At 44.0% G+C, this 24,579-nt stretch carries 25 protein-coding genes; 12 read left to right on the top strand and 13 right to left on the bottom strand.

Going from position 1 to position 24,579, the window contains the following annotated elements; translation table 11 throughout:
- Position 1: 1 nt before the first annotated feature.
- The 5 genes from ACVBDU_RS16905 to ACVBDU_RS16885 are packed head-to-tail and all read right to left on the bottom strand — an operon-like array spanning position 2 to position 4,956.
- On the bottom strand, positions 2-1,090 hold the full coding sequence (locus tag ACVBDU_RS16905) for an AAA family ATPase (protein WP_447180904.1): 1,089 nt from the start codon (positions 1,088-1,090) through the stop codon (positions 2-4).
- Positions 1,091-1,092: 2 nt separating this feature from the next.
- Positions 1,093-2,304, bottom strand: coding sequence for a DUF4350 domain-containing protein (locus ACVBDU_RS16900; RefSeq protein WP_447180903.1), 1,212 nt, complete (start codon positions 2,302-2,304; stop codon positions 1,093-1,095).
- Positions 2,301-3,026 (bottom strand): DUF4129 domain-containing protein, encoded by a 726-nt coding sequence (locus ACVBDU_RS16895; RefSeq protein ID WP_447180902.1) that lies wholly within the window; start codon positions 3,024-3,026, stop codon positions 2,301-2,303. Before ACVBDU_RS16895 ends, ACVBDU_RS16900 begins: the two co-directional genes overlap by 4 nt.
- Positions 3,027-3,037: 11 nt before the next feature.
- Positions 3,038-3,991 carry a hypothetical protein gene (locus ACVBDU_RS16890; protein ID WP_447180901.1) on the bottom strand — a complete coding sequence of 318 codons (954 nt, stop codon included), beginning with the start codon at positions 3,989-3,991 and terminating at the stop codon, positions 3,038-3,040.
- Complete coding sequence (locus tag ACVBDU_RS16885) at positions 3,988-4,956, bottom strand: stage II sporulation protein M (RefSeq protein ID WP_447180900.1); 969 nt, start codon at positions 4,954-4,956, stop codon at positions 3,988-3,990. Before ACVBDU_RS16885 ends, ACVBDU_RS16890 begins: the two co-directional genes overlap by 4 nt.
- A 251-nt stretch (positions 4,957-5,207) precedes the next feature.
- Here ACVBDU_RS16885 and ACVBDU_RS16880 point away from each other — a divergent pair, with 251 nt between their 5' ends.
- The 9 genes from ACVBDU_RS16880 (at position 5,208) to ACVBDU_RS16840 (ending at position 14,212) form a co-directional block, all read left to right on the top strand.
- Complete coding sequence (locus ACVBDU_RS16880) at positions 5,208-5,951, top strand: RDD family protein (RefSeq protein WP_447180899.1); 744 nt, start codon at positions 5,208-5,210, stop codon at positions 5,949-5,951.
- Positions 5,952-6,034: 83 nt separating this feature from the next.
- Positions 6,035-6,649 (top strand): trimeric intracellular cation channel family protein, encoded by a 615-nt coding sequence (locus ACVBDU_RS16875; protein ID WP_447180898.1) that lies wholly within the window; start codon positions 6,035-6,037, stop codon positions 6,647-6,649.
- Between the two features lie 420 nt (positions 6,650-7,069).
- Positions 7,070-7,948: a Mur ligase domain-containing protein gene (locus ACVBDU_RS16870; RefSeq protein ID WP_447180897.1), complete on the top strand. Its 879-nt coding sequence runs from the start codon at positions 7,070-7,072 to the stop codon at positions 7,946-7,948.
- An 81-nt stretch (positions 7,949-8,029) separates the two neighbouring features.
- Positions 8,030-8,725, top strand: a complete 696-nt coding sequence (gene radC, locus ACVBDU_RS16865) for a RadC family protein (protein WP_447180896.1) — start codon at positions 8,030-8,032, stop codon at positions 8,723-8,725.
- Between the two features lie 69 nt (positions 8,726-8,794).
- Entirely contained in the window at positions 8,795-10,114 is a 1,320-nt protein-coding gene (locus ACVBDU_RS16860) for a polysaccharide deacetylase family protein (protein WP_514372385.1), read from the top strand.
- 30 nt (positions 10,115-10,144) lie between these two features.
- Positions 10,145-10,855: a YjjG family noncanonical pyrimidine nucleotidase gene (locus tag ACVBDU_RS16855; protein ID WP_447180894.1), complete on the top strand. Its 711-nt coding sequence runs from the start codon at positions 10,145-10,147 to the stop codon at positions 10,853-10,855.
- Positions 10,852-11,406: a hypothetical protein gene (locus ACVBDU_RS16850; RefSeq protein ID WP_447180893.1), complete on the top strand. Its 555-nt coding sequence runs from the start codon at positions 10,852-10,854 to the stop codon at positions 11,404-11,406. The genes ACVBDU_RS16855 and ACVBDU_RS16850 overlap by 4 nt, the downstream gene beginning before the upstream one ends.
- On the top strand, positions 11,403-12,833 hold the full coding sequence (locus ACVBDU_RS16845; RefSeq protein WP_447180892.1) for a DUF5723 family protein: 1,431 nt from the start codon (positions 11,403-11,405) through the stop codon (positions 12,831-12,833). The genes ACVBDU_RS16850 and ACVBDU_RS16845 overlap by 4 nt, the downstream gene beginning before the upstream one ends.
- Positions 12,834-13,084: 251 nt before the next feature.
- The gene (locus tag ACVBDU_RS16840) at positions 13,085-14,212 is read left to right on the top strand and encodes an aminotransferase class V-fold PLP-dependent enzyme (protein ID WP_447180891.1); all 1,128 of its coding nucleotides are present in this window, start codon (positions 13,085-13,087) and stop codon (positions 14,210-14,212) included.
- Positions 14,213-14,217: 5 nt separating this feature from the next.
- Here ACVBDU_RS16840 and ACVBDU_RS16835 read toward each other — a convergent pair whose 3' ends face one another.
- Complete coding sequence (locus tag ACVBDU_RS16835; protein ID WP_447180890.1) at positions 14,218-14,700, bottom strand: DUF192 domain-containing protein; 483 nt, start codon at positions 14,698-14,700, stop codon at positions 14,218-14,220.
- Between the two features lie 17 nt (positions 14,701-14,717).
- Positions 14,718-15,545 carry a prolipoprotein diacylglyceryl transferase gene (gene lgt, locus ACVBDU_RS16830; protein WP_447180889.1) on the bottom strand — a complete coding sequence of 276 codons (828 nt, stop codon included), beginning with the start codon at positions 15,543-15,545 and terminating at the stop codon, positions 14,718-14,720.
- A gap of 93 nt (positions 15,546-15,638) precedes the next feature.
- Between lgt and ACVBDU_RS16825 the strand changes: the two genes are divergently transcribed.
- Both ACVBDU_RS16825 and ACVBDU_RS16820 read left to right on the top strand, forming a co-directional pair.
- A complete protein-coding gene (locus ACVBDU_RS16825) occupies positions 15,639-16,553 on the top strand; it encodes a sigma-70 family RNA polymerase sigma factor (protein ID WP_447180888.1) in 915 nt (304 codons plus the stop codon).
- 60 nt (positions 16,554-16,613) lie between these two features.
- A complete protein-coding gene (locus ACVBDU_RS16820) occupies positions 16,614-17,066 on the top strand; it encodes a carboxymuconolactone decarboxylase family protein (protein WP_447180887.1) in 453 nt (150 codons plus the stop codon).
- A gap of 173 nt (positions 17,067-17,239) precedes the next feature.
- Here the strand turns inward: ACVBDU_RS16820 and yidD are convergent, their stop codons facing one another.
- The 5 genes from yidD to ACVBDU_RS16795 all read right to left on the bottom strand — a co-directional run bounded on the left by yidD (position 17,240) and on the right by ACVBDU_RS16795 (position 22,792).
- Positions 17,240-17,491 carry a membrane protein insertion efficiency factor YidD gene (gene yidD / locus ACVBDU_RS16815; RefSeq protein ID WP_447180886.1) on the bottom strand — a complete coding sequence of 84 codons (252 nt, stop codon included), beginning with the start codon at positions 17,489-17,491 and terminating at the stop codon, positions 17,240-17,242.
- Between the two features lie 21 nt (positions 17,492-17,512).
- A complete protein-coding gene (cysS, locus tag ACVBDU_RS16810) occupies positions 17,513-19,009 on the bottom strand; it encodes a cysteine--tRNA ligase (RefSeq protein WP_447180885.1) in 1,497 nt (498 codons plus the stop codon).
- Positions 19,010-19,037: 28 nt separating this feature from the next.
- Positions 19,038-19,718: a GTP cyclohydrolase I FolE gene (folE, locus tag ACVBDU_RS16805; RefSeq protein ID WP_447180884.1), complete on the bottom strand. Its 681-nt coding sequence runs from the start codon at positions 19,716-19,718 to the stop codon at positions 19,038-19,040.
- A gap of 318 nt (positions 19,719-20,036) precedes the next feature.
- Positions 20,037-21,557: an OmpP1/FadL family transporter gene (locus tag ACVBDU_RS16800; RefSeq protein WP_447180883.1), complete on the bottom strand. Its 1,521-nt coding sequence runs from the start codon at positions 21,555-21,557 to the stop codon at positions 20,037-20,039.
- A gap of 116 nt (positions 21,558-21,673) precedes the next feature.
- The gene (locus ACVBDU_RS16795; RefSeq protein WP_447180882.1) at positions 21,674-22,792 is read right to left on the bottom strand and encodes a hypothetical protein; all 1,119 of its coding nucleotides are present in this window, start codon (positions 22,790-22,792) and stop codon (positions 21,674-21,676) included.
- 97 nt (positions 22,793-22,889) lie between these two features.
- Here ACVBDU_RS16795 and proS point away from each other — a divergent pair, with 97 nt between their 5' ends.
- Positions 22,890-24,365 carry a proline--tRNA ligase gene (gene proS, locus ACVBDU_RS16790; protein WP_447180881.1) on the top strand — a complete coding sequence of 492 codons (1,476 nt, stop codon included), beginning with the start codon at positions 22,890-22,892 and terminating at the stop codon, positions 24,363-24,365.
- Positions 24,366-24,430: 65 nt separating this feature from the next.
- Here proS and ACVBDU_RS16785 read toward each other — a convergent pair whose 3' ends face one another.
- A complete protein-coding gene (locus tag ACVBDU_RS16785) occupies positions 24,431-24,568 on the bottom strand; it encodes a 30S ribosomal protein THX (RefSeq protein ID WP_447180880.1) in 138 nt (45 codons plus the stop codon).
- Between the last annotated feature and the right edge of the window lie 11 nt (positions 24,569-24,579).

The following is a 24,579-nucleotide window of genomic DNA, read 5'->3' as shown; positions in this document are numbered from 1 at the left end:
GTTACCTGGGGATTTCCACGGCCTGTATGATCTGTTGTATTACCTGTTTACCGGTAACACCTTCCATCTCCCGTTCCGGGGTAATGATAATACGGTGTTGCAGTACGGGCACAGCTACTTCTTTAATATCTTCGGGTGTGACAAAATCGCGCCCGTTAATTGCGGCATAGGCTTTGGAAGCTTTTAATATGGCGATAGATGCCCGGGGAGAGGCTCCGAGATATAAAAAAGGGTTACTTCGGGTGTTGACTATCAATTCTGCTATGTATTTCAGCAAGTGAGGCTCCACCAGGATATCATTAACCAGTTTCTGATAGGTGAATACCTGTTCCCTGGTGAGGAAAGCCGTTACCTTATCCGTTTTCTTGATTTCTTTGAGCTGATGTTCACGCGTTATGATTTCTATTTCTTCTTCCAGGGAGGGATATTCCACATCGATCTTAAAGAGAAAACGGTCTAGTTGTGCTTCGGGTAATCTATATGTACCTTCCTGTTCTACCGGGTTTTGAGTGGCCAGTACCATAAACGGCGGGGGTAGCACATAACGCTGTCCGTCCATGGTAATCTGCCTTTCTTCCATAACCTCAAAGAGGGCGGCCTGGGTTTTGGCCGGGGCCCGGTTTATCTCATCGATCAGGAGCATGTTGGCGAATGCGGGCCCTTTCTTAAATTCGAATTCCGATTTTTTCAGGTCGAATACCGAGGTCCCGAGTATGTCGGACGGCATGAGATCGGGAGTGAACTGTATCCGGCTGAAATCTACCGTCAGGGCTTTGGAGAGTAGTTTTGCCGTAATGGTTTTGGCAACACCGGGAACTCCCTCGATAAGAACATGCCCGTCCGCCAGCAATGCGGTAATGAGCATGTCTATCATATGTTTCTGTCCCACGATAACTTTGGAAAGTTCGCCCCTGATCTGTTCCACGGCCGATTGAAGTCCGGAAAGGTCTATGCGCGACCGAAATTCCAATTCGCCGGAAGCAGGTGTTTCTTCTGTGTCATTTCCTTCTTTCGGGATTTCAGTATTTCCGCCGTCCGGATTTATGTTTTGCCCTGTAATTTCTTCGGGATTATGTTCTTGTTCGTTCATATTTATATTTCTTTTCGGATATTGTTCTGAGAATAAAATTGTTCGATGGCCCGGTTCAGTTCCAGCAAATCCTGTTCGGTGCAGTCCGGTTTGGATTGAAGCAGCACTATGCGGTCTACCAGCTTTTTTATAGCGTCTTTGTCCATACCGGTTTTTGCGGCCAGGTTGCGAACGAATTTATCGTTTAAATTGTTTGTTTCCAAATAATAATCGCTGCGTACCCTTTCCAGGAAGTACGTGATCTTTTTATCTACCAGGTTAGTGTGGTCCCTGGTCTCGTAATACAGGTTGCCTATGGTTTTGGTAAAGGCTACGGTGGTATTCTCTACGGGGGGAATAACCTTTACGATGCGCTGTTTTCTCTTGGCGTTAAATATCATGAATACCAATAGCGTGGCAATACCTATATACCATGCCCACCGCAGAGCAGGTTGTGATAAAACATAACGGAGGGGAGAATGTCCGAGTTCCGCACTCAGCCGGTCCTTACAATCGAAATAAACACCGTTTGAAGGTATGTAAGACAGAACATCTGCTATGTATTGGTGATTGTTACCTTTCAACAGGTAATAATTGGTAAATATATAGGGGTAGGTATGTAAGAGGAAATACCCGTCTCCGTATGCGATCTTTACAAAATTGATATTTTCTTTCCCGAAATTCTGATATCCCAGAACCGTGGTGTTCACGGAGTCCAGTTCGGAGAAATAAGTGCTCATCATGCCGTTATCCACGGGAATGGAATCTTTTTTTAACAGGGGATTGGCAAGGGTTATGCTTCCCTTGCTTTTCATGCTGAAATCATATTTGGAAGCAAAACCGAGAGAATCCTGTAGTTCTACAGGCATGCTTTCCGATGCGATAAACACGGTATTGCCCGCAGCGGCATAGTTGAGGAGTTCGCGGGTAGAAGTTCCGTCGGGCACATAATACCTGTTGATGTACAAGTAACTGTTGTCCGATATATAGGTAGAATCCACAGGATCATATAAATCGGAGAGAAACTCGTAAGGAGATACTTTAACGTCATTTACTTCTCCTGTGAAAAAAGATTGCAGTTCCGAGTACAATACCTTAAGTCCGTAAGGTTTGGTATGTTTTTCATTAAAAGTAGGGCTCCAGTCCACCGGTTCCGGGCGTGATAACTCGAATACGGTTACTATAATGATCAGCAGAACCAGAAGTCCGGTGTATAACTTTATCCTGTTGTTCATTGGTTTACGGAGTTTATGAGTGCCGAAAAGGCACGGGCGGCATTATTGTATTGTATACGGTCTATGTCGAACTCTCCGTACCAGATGTAATTATAGAGGTAGGAGGCATAGCGAAAATCTTTTTGTAACCGGTGGTTTTCCAGTTCCCGGAGATAATCCGAATTTGTTTTCTCCGCATCATAAGTGATCAGTTCCCTTCCGGAAAGCTCTTTGAGCAGCCACAGATAGTAATACCGTACCGCCTCCCGGTATTGTTTTCCGGAAACGGCATCACTCACAAGCTGATGAAAGTCGGTTACATGAATATTGTTCTCAATATCGCGGGCAGCAATGATCTTGCGATCGGATGGCTTTCGGAAAATCCACTGGCCTTCCCGGTTCATAATGGCACGGACTATAAAATAGACTACGGCAATGAAAATAAGGATGTAGAATATTTTCAGGAAAACATCGGCAATATTCTCTGCCTGGCTCCTGGAACTGAGTTTAAAGAGATCGATAAAGAATTGAATGATCGCTTCTTTGAGACGGGTAAACCAGCCGGTGGCATTGGTGGTGTCATACTGGTATTCGGCTCCGGAATACTGTTCTTTAAAACCCTGCGAAAACGTTCTTTTTTCCGGGGAAGAACTATCTGTATGCAGACTGTCCGTCACTGCCTGGGCAAAAGACAGGACACCGAGGAAAAAACAGAAAATAAAAGATAAAAAATACTTTTTCAATACAGTTTTTTTTAATCCTCCGGCTGACCTATCTGGTCTATTACCGAGGAGGTGTTTATGTTTTCGCTTTCTTCTTTCAGGCTGAAATAAATAATGCCCTGGTTTATCTGTATTATGGTATTTCCCAGAAGGCTCAGAAGAAAAGCAAACAAATAAACAAAGAGTATAATCGTAAAAAATAATATGGCATTTTCCCCGGTATTGGATTCCAGGCCAACAGGGTTTATGATGATGGAAAAAATACCTGCCATGTAGGGAATAATGGTAATGGCACCTTGTATGATCTGAACCATGAGATAAAAGAGCGCCACACATCCCACGGATGCCCAGAAACGCTTGGTCATAAGTTGAAAACCGTAGCTGAAACAGTCAAATACGCCTTTGTCCGAATCCAGATATTCCATCAGGGCGTTGTTGTAGGTGAGGGTAATAGCCCCGAAAAGGACCGGGAGGAAGAACATCCCGATAATAGTAACGAACAGGATAAACATGGCAATTCCCGCCCCAAGAAAAACAGGTATAGAGAGCAACAGGGAAGCGAAGATATAAATGACAAGTTTCCCTACATTGTTTTTTAATGCCTGTATAATATCTTTTCCTGTAAAATCACTGGAACCTTTTTGGGAATAAAGCAACATGTACACGGGGGTGTAGGAATAGGTGAGAAAACCCACAAATACCGCTACCGCTATAAAAAGGCAGAGAAATACAAAAACAAGTATGCCATTATTGTTAAAGTAATTTTCTATTGCCGTATCCGGACTACCGCCACCCGGAGTAAAGGATGATGTCATTAAAGTGGTGTAAACCTTCATGAAAACATACATCAATACCATAAGGATTAATATAAAGCCTCCGTTGATAACAAAATAGTTTTTGAAAAAGTGTTTCCCATTTTGCTTTATAAAAGCAAAGGTGTCGGAAAACAATTCTCCGAAATCCCTTTTTTTGTAAAGCTGTATCATAAATGCGGATTAATTTTTCGGGTTACCATAAAAGGATAAAAAATATAATAGAAGGTAATGCACGCCAGAGTTGCAAGAATAATGGTTACCGAAAGCGCGTTTGGCATGGCAGCGGAATAACGGGTAACAAAACCTTCCAGAAAACCGGCCATAACAAAAAAGGGAAAGGTACTGAGAAGTATCTTGATACCGTCTTTAAAAGCCATCTTAAAGGAAGTTTTCCTGGAATACGTACCCGGGAAAAGTATACCTGCGCCCAGAATAAAACCGGCAGCGCCCGTTACTACAATGGCAAATATTTCCATGGCACCGTGTATCCATATACCGCGGACACTTTCCCACAAAACGCCTTCGGCCTGGAACATGTACTGAAATGCCCCCAGCATAATACCGTTTTGCAATAATATCCACCCCGTACCAAGTCCGCCGAAAATGCCGTAAACAAATGCCCGCATTCCCACATAAATATTGTTGATGGTAATACCTATAAAACTACCCCAGTTACTCCCGCTTTTGTAGACAGCTACCGGGTCTCCGTTCTTTATATTGTCGAGAGTCATGTTTACATAGCCGTCCCCGAGAATCAGCCGGACAAAGGTATCATCATATGCTGCTGATACGGCCCCGATAGCCGCAAATGCAAAAAAGAGAATAAAGGCATAGGCAAAATATCTCCGGTACTGATACACTACCATTGGAACTTCTGTCTGAAAAAAAAACAGAAACCGGTTGGTTTCCTGCCGTTTGGTCCGGTATATTCGTTGGAATGCCCGGGCAGCCAGTTGGTTGAGGTATGCTATGACCTTGCTTTTCGGGTAATAGGTCTGTGCATAAGACAAGTCGTTTATAAGGTGGATGTATAAAGTGGCCAGCTCATCCGGGTTTTTAAACCGTTGATTGAAAATAGCTTTTTCAAAGTTGAGCCATTTTTCTTTATTTTGTTTTATAAAGGCAACTTCTCTCATAGTCCTGGTTAAATGCTCCCGCTTTCAGGTAGTTTGCCGGAGACATGTAATGGTACGTCAAATAAGACGGGTCGAAAGTGTAAAGTTAAAATAAAACTGATACTTTTACGTCGGGCAGGTAGTAAATTTGTCCAAATATACCGGATTTAAGGGATGGACACTATGGTTGCCGGCACAGTAATTTAGAAGTGAAAATAATACGATACGGAATTTACCGTTCCGCATTCGGCTAGGCATCAGAAGACAGTAAAATGGCAGAATTACAAATAAATACTACTCAGAACGTTAATATCAGTTTTACCGCTGCTTCAATAGGCGAACGTATCCTTGCTTATATCATAGACATGCTGATAAAAGTGGCGTGTGCCGTAGTAGTTTACCAGATATTGTTCCGGCTTCTGGCTTTTGACCGTTTTCTGAGCGGAATGGACCAATGGTCGCAGATAGCCGTAGTGCTGATCTTCTTCCTGCCTTTCATATTCTACACCCTGTTGTTCGAATCCATGCTCGAAGGGCAGACCCCCGGCAAGAGACTGCTCAAGATCAAGGTGGTGAAAATAGACGGCTACCAGGCATCGTTCCCGGATTACCTGATCCGGTGGTTTCTCCGGATAGTGGATATCAATATGCTTAGTGGGATCATAGCCATTATCAGTATTGTGGCCAGCGAAAAAAGCCAGAGGCTGGGCGATATGACGGCAGGGACTTCGGTGATAAGCCTGAAAAACAAGGTAACCATAGACCATACGATCCTGGAAAACCTGCAGGAAGGATACCAGCCCGTATATCCGTCGGTAATCCGTTTGTCCGACAATGATGCCCGGATTATTAAAGAAACCTTTTTGTCTGCCAGAAAATCGAGGGACAGGCTGATGATGCTCAAACTGAAAACAAAAATAGAAGAAGTAATACAGGTGAAGGCGGTAGAACCCGACGTACATTCGTTTATAGACCGGGTGCTTAAGGACTATAATTACTTCACCCAGAAAATGTAGAAACAGAACCGGGAAGGAACGGATGAGGTTCCTGCGGAAGAAATCATTAAACAGATACCCGAAACCCATAAATCCGAATAGTAATGTTTTACCTTGTTATAGACCTTCTCGGTGTGGTATCCTTTGCCATATCGGGCGTTCTGGCAGCCTTGCAGAAAAAACTGGATATTTTCGGCGTTTTTATCATTGCTTTTGTCACCGCCGTAGGAGGCGGGACCATACGTGACATCCTTATAGGAACAGAGCCCGTAACCTGGTTACAGAACAATATATATATGTATACGATTATCGTTACCGTGATCTTTGCATTGCTGTTCAAAGAAAAGCTGAAGTACCTGCGTACTTCCCTTTTTCTGTTCGACACCATTGGTATAGGTCTGTATACGCTTGTGGGGGTAGAGAAAGGAATAACGGCAGAACTAAGCGCTGTTATGTGTATTGCTCTCGGAACGATTAATGCCTGTTTCGGAGGTGTAGTCCGCGATATTCTGTGTAATGATATCCCGGTGATCTTTCACAAGGAGATCTATGCCACTGCATGTGTAGTGGGAGCCGGAGCTTATTTTTTATTGAGATTACTGCCCGTATCCGATGATGTGGTTTTTGTGGTGTCTGTTCTCATCGTTATTGCCATCAGGCTGCTGGCGGTGAAATTTCAACTTGCCCTTCCGGGTATCTACGGAAAAGAGGGGAAGTAAATTACCTTTCTTGGATCCTGCTCTCATTGGAGTTTTCTCTAAGGCAAACGTATTCTGAAGTTATAAATAATTCCAGGTTCCAGGTTTCATGCAGGTTTGGGCCAGAGCGTAGGCGGCTGAGTGCCCAAGCGCAGCGATGGGTGTATCGAAGCCCAGGTTACAAGTTACAGGTTGTTTTAGCGGAACCGAAGGGCACCTGGTCTCCCGATCATCCCTGCAATTTCTATCCTCTCATTTCCCGAGCTCCTTTACCTCATGGTCACATTCTCTCATTCTCCCATTCTCCCACTCTCCCACTCTCCCACTCTCCCACTCTCCCATTCTCAGATACTCTGCACATGATGCGTTTACCTGGAGTTTTTCCGTTTTTTAGTGTTTTTGTGGGTCTCCTTTTTTACCTTTGCGCAGAAATAAATTCGTATGCATTTACATTGTATTGGAATCGGAGACGAGATGCTTTACACCCTTGCCCGTGCTCTGCGGGAGAGCGGATATTCAATAAGTGGCAGTGATGAACATATTTCCGCTGCACAAAGATCTGAAATGGAAAAAGACGGGTGGCTGGCTGCAGGTGAAAGCTGGTCTCCGGAAAATATAAATACCGGGCTGGAAGGGGTCATAACCGGGATTTCTGTAAAACCGGATAATCCGGAATTGCTGAAAGCCATGAGCCTGGAAATAAAGGTGTATTCCATTCCGGAGTTCTTATACGAATTTGCCCGCTATAAAACCAGGGTGGTTATAGCAGGTAATTCCGGGAGGGCTGCCATAGCGTCCGCGATACTGCATGTACTGGAATATCACAACAGGGAAGTCGATCATGTAATATCCGGCGGATCGGAGCATACGGCACACCTAACGAAAGACAACGATTTTATACTTCTTACCGGCAATGACCGGCCTTTATCCGAAGCGGATGCAACCCCGGAATTTCACTGGTACCAACCCAATATATCCCTGTTAAGCGGAATCGGTCCGGAAGCCGAAACCGAAGAACATTTCCGCGTATTCGTAGATCGTGTGGTCAAAGGAGGTATCGCAGTTTATAACGAGGAGGACGAAAAACTGAGAACTATAGTGGAAACTTCCGAAAACCCTATCCGAAAACATCCGTATGGCCGGCCGGAATATGAAAAAGAGAACGGGGAGATCATGCTGCATACGCCTGAAGGGCCAATGCCCCTCGAACTGCCGGATGAACAGGCATTACACCACCTGGCCGGGGCAAAATGGATCTGCCAGCATATGGGGGTGGATGAAGATGATTTTTATGAAGCTATCGGGGCATATGGTATGTAAAGGTTAAGACAGGTTTATCATGCGTGGCTAAATTTGCAAAAATCCCTGCAAAACCTTTATCTTTATGCAAAATACGATCGCATGGAAAGAACGGCATCCTTTTCCATAAAGAACTGGAAAGAAGATGACAGACCAAGAGAAAAGCTATCTCAAAAGGGCAGGGAAGTACTCACCGATGCCGAACTTATAGCCATACTGTTAGGAAGCGGTAATAAAGACGAAAGCGCCGTAGGGCTTTCCAAACGAATATTGTCTGCCGCGAATAACAATCTCAATGAACTCGGGAAATTTTCCATAAAGCAACTTACACAGTTCAAGGGGGTAGGGGATGCCAAGGCCATTACCATTGCCGCTGCCCTGGAACTGGGGAGGAGGAGAAGAGTGGAACAGGCCCTGGAACGGATTAAGATAACCAGCAGCAAATCGATATTCGAACTTATGCAGCCCATAGTGGGAGAGCTTCCCCATGAAGAGTTCTGGATCATATATCTCAACAATTCCCATAAAGTCATACAATATGCGCAACTGAGCAAAGGAGGGATCACCGGAACACTGGTGGATATAAGGCTTGTAATGAAACGTGCCCTCGAACTGGGAGCTACGGCCATAGTACTGGCACATAACCATCCTTCAGGGGCCTTGTTGCCAAGTGAAGCGGATAAACAACTGACGCAAAAACTGAAAACGGCCTCCGAAAGCCTGGATATCCGTGTACTGGATCATTTGATCATAACGGAAGAAAACTATTTCAGTTTTGCAGACCAGAGAATACTGTAAGTCTGCAATAGCAGATATATTTTCTCATGTTTTCGCCATTGCTGTAAATTGCCAACGGAAAGAATAGTAATGCTATTAGTCTATACACATAAAATCACCCCGAGGGTCAATTATATTATGAAGCATATTTTTAAAAATATGCTTCAGACGGAAGTTGGTATAACAGCCAAAGTAGAAGACTTTATCGCGCATACGGGCCCTAAGATCACTTATACCAGGCACCCGCTGCAAAATGAGTTTTTTATACGTAGTCACGATATCCTTTTTGAACAGGGAATTACCAACCTGGAAATCAACGTGCAGGCATGGGACGATATCCCCTGCTTTTTTGGCATAGGAGACAAGGCGAGTATCCCTTTCGATATTTTCGCTGCCAGCTTTTACTTGTTGAGCAGGTATGAAGAATACCTGCCACATGTAAAAGATGAGCACGGAAGATATCCGGCAAAAGAAAGCCTTGCCTGGGAGCACGGTTTTCTGGAGGTCCCGGTAGTCGATTACTGGGTGCGAAAACTGGCTGTAGCCCTTGGAAAGAGGTTTCCGGAAGAAAATTTCGGCAAGAGAAAAGCGCGATATATTTCGGTGATGGATATTGCAGTGGCTTATGCCTACCGGAAAAAGGGAATTATTCGCACCCTGGCCGGAACGGTGATAGACTTAACCGCTTTTAAGGTCCACAAGGTGCTGGAGAGGTACCTGGTGTTGCTGGGACTTAAAAAAGACCCTTACGACTATTTCGAGGAATTGATCGAAGTGCATAAAAAATACGGAACGGAAGCCCTGTTTTTCTTCCTGTTGGGCGATTATTCGGCATTTGACAAGAATATACCATACAGTAAAGGCTCCTTTCGCACACTGATCAAGTCCGTGGCCGATTATCATATTGTATCACTTATGATGTCTTATTATGCCGTCAGCGATGTGGCTTTGCTCAAAAAAGAGCGGAGACGCCTGATAGATGTTATTAACAGGCCTGTAAAAAGGGCGAGAGCCCGCTATAACCGCCTGCTTATACCGGATACTTTTAAAGATGAAGTAGAGGCCGGGTTTAATGAAGATTATACTATGGGATATTCCAGCTTTCCGGGATTCCGCGCGGGAACCTGTACTCCTTTTAATTTTTATGACATAAGTTATGAAATACAACTCCCGTTGAAGGTGAATCCGTTTTGTATACAGGACTCCGCACTGGTAACTTTTAATAACGAGGAAAAAGCAATGGAAAAAATGCAGGAACTTTACGCCAGGGTACAACAGGTGGGGGGAGATTTTATTACCGTATTTTCCAATGAAAGATGGACAGAAGAAATACAGGTGAGCTTAAAGGACGTATATATGCGTTGGGTTGCATATGTTGCAGAAAATAAAAAAGTATCGGCAGCAAAATAAAAACGACTTGAAGATCAAAATACGATTTCAATGTACATGAAAAAAAAGTGGAAAGGAAATGACAAGGTAACGGACATCTTCTTTGATCTGGACCATACCCTGTGGGATTTTGAAAAGAATTCCGCATTGACTTTCGGACAGATCCTGGAAAAACATCGTATGGGCATTCCGCTCGGAGATTTTCTGGAGGTATACATACCGGTTAACCGCAAGTGTTGGGAAGAATACAGGGAGGGAAGGATTAACCAGCTGGAACTGCGCCGCCGCCGACTGGAACAAACTTTTTTTGCCCTGGGAACACAGGTAGAAAACAATTTTATAGACCGGTTATCCGAAGATTATATACACTATCTTCCGCAGTACAATCATCTTTTTGACAACACTATGGAAATATTGTCTTACCTGAAGTCCGGATACCGGCTGCATATTATCACCAATGGCTTTGATAAGGTACAGCACAAAAAACTCCTGAATTCGGGAATCCATACTTATTTTACACATGTGGTCAACTCCGAAACGGCAGGAGTTAAAAAACCTGACCCTGCCATTTTTGAACACGCTTTGTACAAGGCAGGTATCGAAGCGATAAATGCCGTAATGATCGGGGATGACCTGGAAGCCGATATACACGGGGCTATGAAAGTAGGAATGCACGCCATTCATTACAATACCCGGAAAGAAAAAGAGGGAAAAGACGTTATTACAATACACGACCTTCTCGAGATAAAAGAATATTTATGATAAGGTCCCGTATTATATACATTGTTTTTCTGTTACTGACCGTTTGCAGCACAATGGTATCCTGCCTGAAAGATGTGGATTTTGACCAGGTAAACCAGTTTGAAATGAGCCCCGTAGTAGAGAACAGCCTGGTATATTCCGAACTTCCCGTGCCTGTGGTGGACAGCATTCCGTTTCCCTATCCGCTGGTACTTTCCGACACGACCCGCATCGAATTGTTTTCCAGTTCTTTTTCGGTAGATAACCTGGATAAGGCAGAACTCTATTTTGAAACTTTAAGCACCGTTAGTCAGCCCCTGTCTGTGGAAATACAGTTACTGGATGATCATTATACGGTTATAGAAGAATTGTCCATGTCCCTGCTATCTTCGGACGGAGAAGAAGAAAGCTCCGGGGTGGAATTGATTTATACAGAAGAGAATATGGAAAAACTTACCAATGTTACCCAGATCATCTTTTATATAACTATACCGTATTTCGGAAACAGAAATGAAGGGGCTTATGTGAAATTAAAGTCGAAAGGGACTTTTTATTTACATATAGAGGGATGAGGAAAATATACTGGATAATTTTCTGGAGTGTAATTTCCTTTTCTGCTTTTGGTCAGAACCAGCCGGTATTATATGATTTTACGGGGATACCGCAGTCCCTGCTGCTGAATCCGGGGGCGGAGGTAGATAATCGCTGGTATGCGGGAATACCGTTATTGTCCGGAGTGCGGGCAAGCTTCGGCTCCGATGGTTTTTCGGTATATGATCTTTTTGCAGATAACGAAGTGAACTTTAACGACAAAGTAAGAGATCTTTTATACCGCTTATCTTCCGGCGATGCCGTAATGGTCAATCAGCAACTGGAAATATTCAATGTAGGGTTTAAAAATAACTGGAAAGGCCGGTATTACTATTCTTTCGGCATGTACCAGGAAACGGATGCCTTTGTGTACTGGCCGAAGGACCTGGCTATCCTGGCATATGAAGGGAACCGTGACTACCTGGGAAAACGTTTTGATTTTAAACAGCTTAATGCTTCGGCAGAAATGCTTACGGTATTGCATTTCGGAGTGCGCAAAAAGATAAATGAACGTTTGTATATAGGTGCCCGTGCCAAGCTTTATTCCGGAATGATAAATTTTAATTCCACCAATAATTCGGGTTATTTTGTCACCGAACCGGGAGAAGAGAATTTCTACAGGCACCGGGTGGTTTCGGATGCCGTATTACACACTTCGGGCTATGCTTCGCTGAGGGAAATAGAGGAAGACGGAAACCAGGTAAAAAACGGATGGAAAGAATTGCGAAGCCGTGCCCTGTTCAGCGGAAATATGGGATTGGGACTGGATCTCGGGTTTACGTATCACGCCGATAAGCAGTGGACGGTTACGGGAAGCTTACAGGATCTCGGATTTATCCGCTATACGGAGGATGTGGAATCCTATAGCCTTAAGGGAAGTTATGAACTGGAAGGTATAGAACTGGTTTTTCCTTCCATTATTGACGATTCCGGAGAAGTCCGTGATTACTGGCAGGACCTTCGCGATGATATAGAAGAACAATTGCCTTATGACACGCTGCACAATAAATATACACTTATGCGGCCGTGGAAACTGAACGGGTCCGTTCGTTATTCTTTCGGTATACGCAAAAATAAAAAGCGCTATTACCTGACGGACTATGAAAATTATATCAATACCGTAGGGGCACAGCTTTTTATCATAAACCGCCCCAAGGGGCCTTTGCCTTCCATAACCGGGTTTTTCGGAAGAAAATTAACGAAATCCCTGGAAGTAAAAGTTACCTATACCGCCGATAAATTTTCACAGACCAATATAGGGGCCGGGTTGTCCGCTTATATGAAAAACGTTCACTTTTACCTGCTGGCGGATAACATTCCCGGACTGTTCGACCTGGCAAAAACACATTACGCGTCTATACAATTCGGATTTAATTATGTTTTTCCGCATTCGGGAGGGCCTTATTGAGACAAGGGAAAAAGAAAGTGAAAATCCGGAATAAAATCTTGTTATTATCCGGTTTATATGCTTAATTTTATGGGATAGAGTCGTAGTATACCGGCTGAACTGACCTAAGGAATGTTTAAGTGTTCTCCTGTAAATTTTCAAAATTATTGTTGTGCATGTATATTATTCTCCATGCTAAACCTTATCCTTCAACCGGATATGGTTATGAAGTACATTGAATTCGGCTAAAACAACACAGAAATTCTTTAACCGTGATATTAGAAAATAAAAAAGATTTTTTTCATCTTCCCGAAGGAATTACCTATCTGAACTGTTCATATATGTCCCCGTTGTTGCACAGTGTTGAGCAAGCCGGGATGGACGGGCTACAGCTGCGAAAAAAACCGTGGGAGCTAAAAGCGGAAGACTGGTTTTCTCCTGCGGAAGAACTCAGAGCCTTGTTTGCCCGTATTGTTAATACGGAGAAGGAACAGGTGGCACTGGTACCCTCAGCCAGTTATGGTATTGCCACTGCCGCAAATAACATATTTCCGGAACCGGGTCAGGAAATGGTGGTGCTGGAACAGCAATATCCATCTAATATCTATGCCTGGAAAGAACTTGCGAAACGATCGGGAGCGGAGATCGTTACCGTGAAAAAACTTCCGGGACAGACATGGACCGGGGCAGTACTCGAAAAAATAGGCGGCAGCACATGTCTTGTCGCCGTCCCCAACTGCCATTGGACGGACGGAGCGGTACTGGACCTGGAACAAATTGGCATTAAAGCCAGGTCGGTAGGCGCCAAACTGGTGGTGGACGGGAGCCAGTCGATAGGAGCCTATCCGTTGGATGTTGCTAAAATAAAGCCGGATTTCCTGGTGACGGTAGGCTATAAATGGCTTCTCGGGCCATATGGACTGGGCTATCTTTATGCCGATAAAAAATATACGGAAATCGGACGGCCTATCGAATTCTCCTGGCTGAATAAAAAGGAAAGTGAAAATTTTGCCGGGCTGGTGGATTATAAGGATACCTACAGGCCGGGAGCAAGAAGATTTGATTTCGGGGAGTTTTCCAGCACTATCCAGATTTCGATGGCAGTTTCGGCGCTTACTCAGATACTGGACTGGGGTGTGGAAAATATCCGGGATACGGTATCTTTACTGACCGATGAAATAGAGAGGAGAGCGGTCGAATCCGGATATGAAACCGTGAAAAAAAACGATCGGGTAGGGCATATGATAGGAGTCAGGATTCCCGGAGAGAAACTCCTGTCGCTGAAAAGCGAATTGTCCGGTCATAAAATCCATGTCAGTTTCCGGGGAGATAATATGCGGGTCGCGCCACATATTTACAATAACATGGAGGATATACACAAATTGTTTGCGTTTTTGTAGCCTGATTACCTGGTGAAATCCATATAATCCCCGACCTGTAACCCCCATTTTTCGGCGAGTCCGGCGTTGATTTCCAGTACATATTGCGCAGGGTTCCCGGAAGGAACCGATTCTTCGTTTAAAGGTTCGGCATTGGCCCGGATACTCACTATTTTTTTATCGGAATCCAGATAGATGATATCCAGGGGAATATTAGTGTTTTTCATGTAGAAATAACGGGGCTCTTCGTCTTCAAAAATAAACAGCATCCCCCTGTTTTCCTTCATCGAAGTGCGATACATGAGGCCCGTTTGGATTTTATATTCATCGTCTGCGATCTCTATTTCAAGCTTTTTTACCAGGGTGCTGTCCGCTTTGTATAATTGCAGATCGGCGTCTTTGGTAAAACTTATTTCCTGCGTTTTTACCGTATTGTGCTGCTTTTCGTTTTTACAGGAAAAAAGGGTCAGGCCTGCGAGCAGTAGTGTGGATACGGGTATTTTATACATGATTTTTTGTATTGTATTTATGGCTTAACCGGGTTGTTACTCTTGCTCCGGTATATGAGATAGAAGCCTATCAGGATAAACGGTATACTCAGCCATTGCCCCATGTTCAGGGAAAGCTGATCTTCAAAAGCAACCTGGTTTTCTTTAAAGAACTCTACAATAAACCGAACGGCCCAGAGAAGTATAAGGAACAACCCGAATATATAACCGAGATTCTTTCTCTTGTTTGTTTTCCAGTAAATATACCAGAGTATCAGGAATACGATGATGTAGCCACCAGCTTCATATAACTGGGAAGGGTGGCGCGGAAATGTTTCCCCGAGTTTCTGGAAAACCACTCCGTAATCACTGTTTGTGGGTTTACCTATAATTTCGGAGTTCATAAAATTCCCGATACGCACAAAAACCCCGCCGAAAGCAACCGGAATAACCACACGGTCCAGTATCCATAGAATAGGTTTGTGAATAATTTTTTTACTGTAATAATACATGGCAATAATAATACCTATAGCAGCGCCGTGACTTGCCAGTCCCCGGAAGCCTACGATACGGAATTTAGGGCTGAACTCCACCGGGAGAAATATATGAAGCGGGTCTTTGACAAACATTTCCGGTTCGTAAAAGAGGAAATGTCCCAACCTGGCTCCGATGAGAGTAGCGAGGACGGTATAGATGAACAAAGAGTCCAGTTCTTTTACGGTAAGACCTTCCCGAAGGTATATTTTTTTCATCAGGAACCACCCGAAAACAAAGGCGACTACGAACATCAGGCTGTAAAATCGCAGCATAAAAAAACCGAGATCAATACCTTCGCTCGGATTCCAGTTTATACTTAAAAAATGCATGGTTTTTTATTTTGTAGGTGTAAATATAGGGAAACCACGGCGAAATGAATACAAACGAAAAACTAAATTAAATGTATTATCTTAACAAAAATAATGTCACGTCTGGTTTTACCGGATTGTCCGGATATATCAGACCTCAATCCGTATAAGATGACAATGGAAACTTTCAGGCCTTTATTGGAAACATACGCCTATAATATTCTCGGTTCGTACGAAGATGCGAAAGATGTGGTACAGGATGTGTTGCTTAAGCAGCTTGAAAAGCCAGTTGAAAATACGGAGAATCCGAAGGCATACCTCGTTCGTTCGGTAATTAATCACGCTATTAATGTAAAAAAGCGACAACATAAATTTCGGAAAGACTATCCGGGAAACTGGTTGCCGGAGCCGGTAGCTACGGATCGGGCAGATATATTTCTGGAACGACAGGAGATATTGTTGTATTCCCTGATGGTTTTGCTGGAAAAGCTGACCCCAAAAGAGAGAGGGGTGTTTATTCTGAAGGAAGCTTATAATTACTCCCATGGGGAGATTGCCGAAACACTGGATATTTCTCCGGATAATTCCAGGCAACTTTTTCGGCGCAGTAAAGACAAACTCCGGGAAGAAGAAACTTTTCCGGAGAAGGATATGGCTGATTCCGGGCAACTGGAACAATTACTTTTTGCTATACAAAACAGTGAAATGGCAGATCTGGAAGCACTGCTGCACAAGGATATCCATATAACCTCGGATGGCGGAGGTAAAGTTTCCGCAGCTGTAAATGTGGTATCGGGCGTAAAGAATACTTCGAAGTTTCTCCTGGGAATATTTAAAAAATTCTACGAAAATGTACCGGAGGTCACTATTGCCATTTCTGAAGTCAACAACCGTCCGGCCTTGTTTTATTCCCTGGAAGGCAAAGTAATCAGCTGCATGTTGCCGGATATGAAAGAAGGGAAAATAGCAAGTATTTATTTTGTCCGAAACCCCGATAAACTAAAAAATCTTCAGAAAATCAATTCCTGATGTCACATTTCTATCTTCTTGTTTGTCTATAGTATAAATAACTTTTAAAAGACAAATGTCATGGAAAGAATCAGCTATGGGGAATTACCCAAAGGAATGTACCAGGTATTGGTAGAGGTGGAGAGTTATATACACCAAAGCGGACTGGACCTGCGGTTAGTGGAATTATTGAAATACCGGGTATCGCAATTAAACCACTGTGCTTACTGCCTGGATATGCACTACAAGGAAGCGTTGCATCTCGGGGAGGAGCCTTTGCGGCTGTATTCCATCGCTGCGTGGAGGGAATGTCCGTATTATTCGGAAAAGGAACGCGCTGCACTGGAATTTGCCGAAGCGCTTACGGATTTGCCACACCAGCATATTGATGATGCCCTGTTTGAAAACATGCAACGCTTTTTCAATAAACAGGAAATATCTCTTCTTACCCTGGCGATAGCCCAGATCAATACCTGGAACCGTATTCAACAGGTAGTGCGGACCAAACCGGGAGAGTATAAAGTAAGGGGCTAAAAAGATTCAAAGGCAAATTATGTTCTCAGGGACAACGGTAAAAGAGAAATGAAGCTTTTCGTTTCTCTTTTCTGTTTAAATACGCAAAACGAGTAATGTGGAAAAAGCCGGTTGCCGGGAATTTTCCAAAGGGCCCGATCTGGCAGTTGTGTGTTTTTTAAATCGTTTTGTAATCAGTGAATTTTGTCCTCTTTTTCCGGAACAGGGTCATAGCCGGAACCTCCCCAGGGATGACAACTGAATATCCTTTTTATCGCGAGTTTCCCACCTTTTATCAGGCCGTGCTTTTGCAGGGCTTCTACCGTGTAATGCGAACAGGTGGGAGTGTACCTGCAAGTGGCAGGAGTTAAAGGAGAGATCAGGTACTGGTATGTTTTTACTAAAAAGATAAACGGATAAGCGAGTATTTTCAGTAAAAATTTCATGTGTATACGGATTTCTGAAAATCAAGAGTATCGGGAGACGGAGAAGGTGGTCCCTTCTTTCCCGTCTTTTAACTGTATTCCCATAGCGGCCAGCTCATCTCTTATTTTATCGGATGTGGCAAAGTCTTTATTCGCCCTGGCTTCGGCCCGGAGGTTAATAAGTAGTTCTACTACACCCGAAAGTTTATCCGCTCCGTTTTCCTCGGAAACCGTTACGTCAACCAGTCCGAGGACATCAAAAATAAAAGCGTGGACAGTGCTTTTAAGTGACGTCAGGTCGTCTTCCGATATTCCGGCTTTTCCTTCTTTTACCTGGTTGATGAATTTAACGATCTCGAACAGATTGGCAATGAGTACCGGACTGTTGAAGTCGTCGTTCATGGCATCGTAGCATTTCTGTTGCCATGTTCCCATATCAATGCCGGAAGTTTCGGGAGAAACGGGAAGTTCTTCCAAAAGGTGAACGGCTTCCATAAGCCTGTTAAATCCTTTTTCCGAGGCGACCAGGGCATCGTTACTGAAATCCAATACACTACGATAGTGGGCCTGCAATATAAAGAAACGTACAACTGCCGGAGAAAAAGGTTTATTCAATATGTTGTTATTCCCGGTGAAAATTTCATTGGGAAGTATGTTGTTACCGGTAGATTTGGCCATTTTTTTACCGTTCAGGGTAAGCATATTGGCGTGCATCCAGTAATTGACGGGGGAGTGCCCGTTGCAGGCTTCGGCCTGTGCTATTTCACATTCGTGATGCGGGAACTTCAGGTCCATACCACCACCGTGAATATCGAATTTTTCCCCGAGATATTTGGTACTCATAGCAGTACACTCCAGGTGCCATCCGGGGAACCCATCGCTCCACGGGGAGGGCCAGCGCATAATGTGCTGGGGTTCCGCTTTTTTCCATAAGGCGAAATCCTGTGGGTTTTTCTTGTCGCTCTGGCCGTCCAGTTCGCGGGTATTGTGGATGAGGTCTTCGATATTCCGTCCGCTCAACTTTCCGTATTTGGTACTTTTGTTGAATTTAATAACATCAAAATATACCGATCCGTTAACTTCATAGGCAAAGCCTTTATCCAGGATTTCCCGGATAATATCTATTTGCTCAATGATATGCCCGGTGGCCGTAGGCTCTATACTGGGCGGGAGATTGTTGAAACGGTTGAGTGTGTTGTGAAAATCTACGGTGTAGCGCTGCACGACTTCCATCGGCTCGATCTGTTCCAGGCGAGCTTTTTTGGCAATACGGTCTTCTCCTTCGTCCGCATCATTTTCGAGGTGACCGGCATCGGTAATATTTCGGACATACCGCACTTTGTAACCGAGATGTTTCAGGTAGCGGAAGATCAGGTCAAAGGACATAAAAGTCCTGCAATTTCCCAGGTGTACATAATTATACACTGTGGGGCCACAGACGTACATGCCTACGTGGCTTTCGTTGATGGGTTCGAATATCTCTTTGTTTCCTGTAAGTGAATTGTATATCTTCAGTTTTTGATCTTGGTACAGTTGCATTCTCGGTTACTTGAATTTTGGGATATAATTAAAATTCGGTCTCTAATTTGATGTAATCCAGAAATTCTCTCCTGACGGCCGGGTCTTTGAATTTACCCCCGAACTCTGCCGTTACCGTACTGCTTTCTATATCGCGTATTCCTCTGGAATTCACACACAGGTGTTTGGCATCTATCACACAGGCCACATCTTTGGTGCCAAGTGCCCTTTGTAGTTCCTGTACGATCTGCATGGTCATCCTTTCCTGTACCTGTGGCCTTTTGGCGTAATAATCCACGATACGGTTCATCTTGGAAAGGCCGATAACGTTTCCTTTGGAGATGTATGCCACATGGGCCCTTCCTACGATGGGTAACAAATGGTGCTCACAGGTAGAGTATACGGTGATATTCTTTTCCACCAGCATTTCGCCGTATTTGTATTTGTTCTGAAACGTGGAGGCTTTGGGTTTTCTCTCCGGATGAAGCCCGGCAAAGATCTCCTTTACAAACATTTTGGCTACCCGTCTCGGAGTGCCTCTGAGGCTGTCGTCCGTAAGGTCGAGCCCGAGGGTTTCCATAATGTTGTATACGTCCTGTTCTATTTTTTCTATTTTTTCGTCGTCAGACAGTTCAAAAGCATCTTCCCTCAAAGGCGTGTCTGCGGATGATGAAACATGGTTATCACCAATCTCTTCAAAGTGTTCTTCCAAGGCTTTGTCTATTTTCATCGTTTCGGAATTTATATTCTCCTGAAAACAAACGAATAACTCTGTTTGTATATTCTCGTTTGTTTTTTGCTACTATGTCGCAAATATAAGGATTTTTGTGACGGACATTCTTCACACTACGGCAAGAAAATTGTCTTTTAAAAACCTCTGCGCTTATCCGAAGCAAAAGGAAAGGCAAAGATAGTTATTTATACAGGACAAATTATTTTTTGAAGTATAGATAATGACAATGGCTCCATAACTTTAATCTACTTTTAACGAAAAAAAATATCCTTCCCGTATGTGTTATTCATACCGGGAAGGATAAAGCTGTATTTTTTAGAGGTTGAATGTAAGAGACAGTGTTACGTTGGTATTTCTGCTATCAATGTTTGCAGCAGAGGTAAGTCCTGTTTCGTATAATTGGGACTTATAGTCTCTCATAAACTGGTTAAAGGCGGCATCGAGCCTGGCGGCACCGAAATCATAGCCCAGTCCGAAAGAATAACCGTTGAGGTCTCCTATCATATCGCTGTCGTAAGGGCTTTGCTCATAGCGGTAACCGGCACGCAGGCTGAATTGTTGTATTCTGTACTCGCCTCCCAAACGAACGGTAGATGTGGCTTGCAGAACCTCACTCATATAATCGTTTTCTGCGGCAAAATCCGGATTGGAGGTGGGTTTTAGTTTAGCATTACTCATATCCTGGTAACTGTAATCCAGGCTTATGAGTCCCTGTTTTCCGAAAACAACGGCCATACTACCGGTGTATTTGGCCGGGATCTGTATTTTGTGATCGGGAAAGACACTTACCAGGTTAAAGTTAATAAATTCTATATCGGGATTTTCTTGTAATGCCCGATCTGAAGTTATACGTTGCGATAGTTCATCCGTTAGCCTGTACCAAGTGGGGGATTGATATGTTAATCCAACTCTTACCATTTCCCCTACACGTGCAATCCCCCCCAAAGAAAAGGAGAAACCGTTTCCATCAGTACGAAGAAGGTTGTCGAAATTTATGTATTCCAGGTTACTCTCGGGGCCATAACCATCTTCATCCAGTTGAGTATATTTTTCGTATCGAACATCGTGGAAGTTGAGCGATGCCCCTACGTAGAAATCTTCCAGGTATTGTCCTGCAAAGTTAACGGTGAATTTATTGTTGTATCCGGAAGTACTTTGAAGGAAACGTTGATTGAGGGTGTTATAGTTTACATTGGAGACATATTCTGTATTGCTATTTATATCCTGCACGGGATCAGTTATATATGCCTGATAGCCTAAAAATGCCTGTTGGGGAACAAACCCGAGGTTTGGGTCGGAAAAAATATTCAGATATGCCTCTTCTATTACTTCGTTAGATCCGACACCTAGAATACCAAGGGGAACTCCTTGAGAAAACGCTAAAAAATACTCATCTATAGAAGTATTGCCATTACCTGCGGCCAGAAATTCGTTTTCGAAGTTGTTTGCTTTCTCAAAGTTAAAAGCAAGGGAAAATTTCCGCCATCCCGCGTTGTTTTTTGTATTGTGAAATACCAATACGCCTCCAAGCTGGTTGAGGTCGAAGTCGGAAACATCGGTAGAGGTCTGTCCCCCGAAATAATTGGTTTTGTTTTTTGTGTTATAACTCGTACCGGAAATGGTAAGGCTTCCGTTGGTAAAGACAGCCGATCCGGCGGGATTGGTATTCAAGGCGGAAAGATCTCCCCCAAGGGCGCCGAATGCGCCACTCATGGATTGGTACCTTGCCGTACCCTGTAAATTTTCCGATCCGTATCGTACTACGTCGTTAATGGTTTGTGCCTTTGCCTGTGTTGCGGCACCAAAGATTACAAGTATTGCCAGTATTTTTTTCATGAGAGTCCGATTTTAAGAAAGAGCAATATGTTTGTTTTGGGCAAAAAATAATCATGATATCGGGGTGTATCACGATTATTTTTTACCTGTTTGCAATGATGAATAAATTTTATGTTCTAGCCTCTTCCACGGCCGCCACTTCTGGATGAAGAAGAGCGTGTGGCTCCTCCGGAAGACCTCGACGGTGAAGAAGAGCGCATAGATGATCCGCTGGATCTTGTAGATCGTGCTGGTGTGCTATAAGATCTCCTTGTGGTGGAGGAAGAACGTGTAGCCCTTGTAGGCGTAGAATTACTACGATTATATGTAGAATTGCTGTTTCGATATGTTCTTCTGTTGGTGCCGCTTCTGTTGGCATCTACGTTAGAACTGTTCCTGTATGTCCTTCTGCCGGTACTGTTTCTGTCCGTACCTACATTGGCACTGTTACGATACGTCCTTCTGCTGGTACTGCTTCGGTTTGTGCCTACATCGGCACTGTTCCGGTATGATCTTCTGTTTGTAGAAGAGTTTCGGTAAGCAGAGGAATTTCTTCTGTTCGTACTGGCTATATTGTTCCGGTTATAATATCTCCTGGAATTTGTATATGCATAGGATCTCCTGGGATGATAATACGGGCGATTATAGCCCCATCCCCATCCGGGATATCCGCCCCAATAGCTCCAGCCGAGTCCCCAGCCGGCACCATACCAGCCGCCGCCCCATCCGGGACCGTACCAACCACCCCATCCCATATTCCAGAAGGGGTCATACCATCCCATTCCCCATCCGGGGCCGCCCCAGCCACCCCATCCGGCACCATACCAACCGCCACCCCATCCCATGGAGTTGTTGTAAATATTAACGGAGGTAGATTGCGGATTATCGCCCCATCCGGGATATCCGCCCTGGTAGTCATAATGGTAATTATCGGCAACAATATCTGTGGAATCGTTTACTTCATTGCTGGAGTACGAATCGATATCCGTAAATATATAATCGTTGCTGGTCATCTGTTCGAATTGTTCCGATTGCCTTGCGAAATAAGACTGGTAATTCGAAGAAGATGAAGATTGTGTCGTTCTGGTGTTCCGCGGAGTTTCGGCATGACTATAATCGGTGGCATCACCATAGATGCCATCGGAATCGTAATAGGAAGCCTGCTGATATGATCCGCAGGAGACGAGAAAAATCCCGGATACTGCACCAGTCAGTAAAAAACGGAATTTTTTAATATGGTTTAAAGTATTCATCATTGCAAAATTTTATTGTTGAACATAACAAAAATAGTTAGTTTTGCCAAACTATTCTCTACTTTAACAGAAGCGCAATATTTGTGCCAAACTACTGATAATGGGCAAGAACTTAACAAAACGAAGCGAAGACTATTCGAAATGGTATAACGAACTGGTGGTAAAGGCAGATCTTGCTGAAAACTCGGGCGTAAGGGGATGTATGGTGATTAAACCCTATGGCTTTGCCATATGGGAAAAGATGCAGGCGGAACTGGACCGTATGTTCAAGGAAACGGGGCATCAGAACGCTTATTTTCCTCTTTTCATACCGAAATCTTATCTGAGCAAAGAGGCTGCTCACGTAGAAGGTTTTGCCAAAGAATGTGCCGTCGTAACTCATTATCGCCTTAAAAACGCGGAGGACGGAAGCGGAGTGATCGTAGATCCGGATGCCAAACTGGAAGAAGAACTTATTGTTCGCCCGACTTCCGAAACGATTATCTGGGATACCTACCGCAAATGGATACAGTCTTATCGCGATTTACCCTTGTTGATAAATCAATGGGCCAATGTAGTACGGTGGGAAATGCGTACACGATTGTTTTTGCGTACGGCAGAATTTTTATGGCAGGAAGGGCATACGGCCCACGCTACCCGGGAAGAAGCGATAGCGGAAGCGGAACAAATGATGCATATCTATGCGGATTTTGCCGAAAATTATATGGCAATGCCCGTAATTAAAGGTGTGAAGTCCGAAAGCGAGCGTTTCGCCGGGGCAATAGAGACCTATTGTATCGAAGCATTGATGCAGGATGGTAAAGCATTACAGGCAGGAACATCACATTTCCTGGGACAGAATTTTGCCAAGGCGTTTGATGTGAAATTCGCAAATAAAGAAGGAAAACAGGATTATGTATGGGCAACTTCCTGGGGAGTGTCCACCCGTCTTATGGGTGCCCTGGTTATGGCACATAGCGATGATAACGGCCTCGTACTACCTCCAAAACTTGCGCCTATACAGGTCGTAATCGTGCCAATATATAAAGGAGAAGAACAGTTGGATGCCATTTCGGAAAAGGTGGAACCTCTTGTTCGTGAATTACGTGGCAAGAGAATTTCTGTAAAATACGATAACCGGGATACGCATAAACCGGGATGGAAGTTTAATGAATACGAACTGAAGGGAGTGCCTGTTCGCCTGGCTATTGGTCAGCGCGATATGGAGAACGGTACTTTTGAAGTGGCACGCCGGGATACCCTGGAAAAAGAGATCGTTAAGGAAGGGGATGTGGTTGCCAGAATAGAGGAGCTGCTCGAAGATATTCAGCGATGCGTATACCGAAAGGCTCTCGATCACCGGGCAACACATATTACCGAAGTCAACTCTTTCGAAGAATTCAGAGAAGTGCTGGAAAGCAAGGGAGGATTTCTCTCTGCACATTGGGACGGTATTGCGGAAACGGAAGATACGATCAAAGAACTGACCAAAGCTACGATCCGTTGTATTCCGCTGGATGCAAAAGAGGAAGACGGAACGTGTATTTACAGTGGCAAACCTTCCAAAAGAAGAGTGTTGTTTGCTAAAGCATATTAACAGCATTGAATGGAAGAGGCGTATCTGTCCGGATACGCCTCTTTTCAATTACTTTGCTGCCAATGTTATTTATCCACAGAATTGACAGTCTCGCCTTTGACGTGTTTAGAACGGATCTTGAATTTTTGACGTTTGGGGCGTAATTTTCCGTAAGACCCCATGATTATTTTACCTCTTTTCGTCTTTTTGTCTCCTTTTCCCATTTTTTAATCAT

This window comes from Sinomicrobium endophyticum (assembly GCF_052983315.1).
Note: the sequence above shows the minus strand (reverse complement) of the source record. Positions and strands in the feature narration are given on the sequence as shown.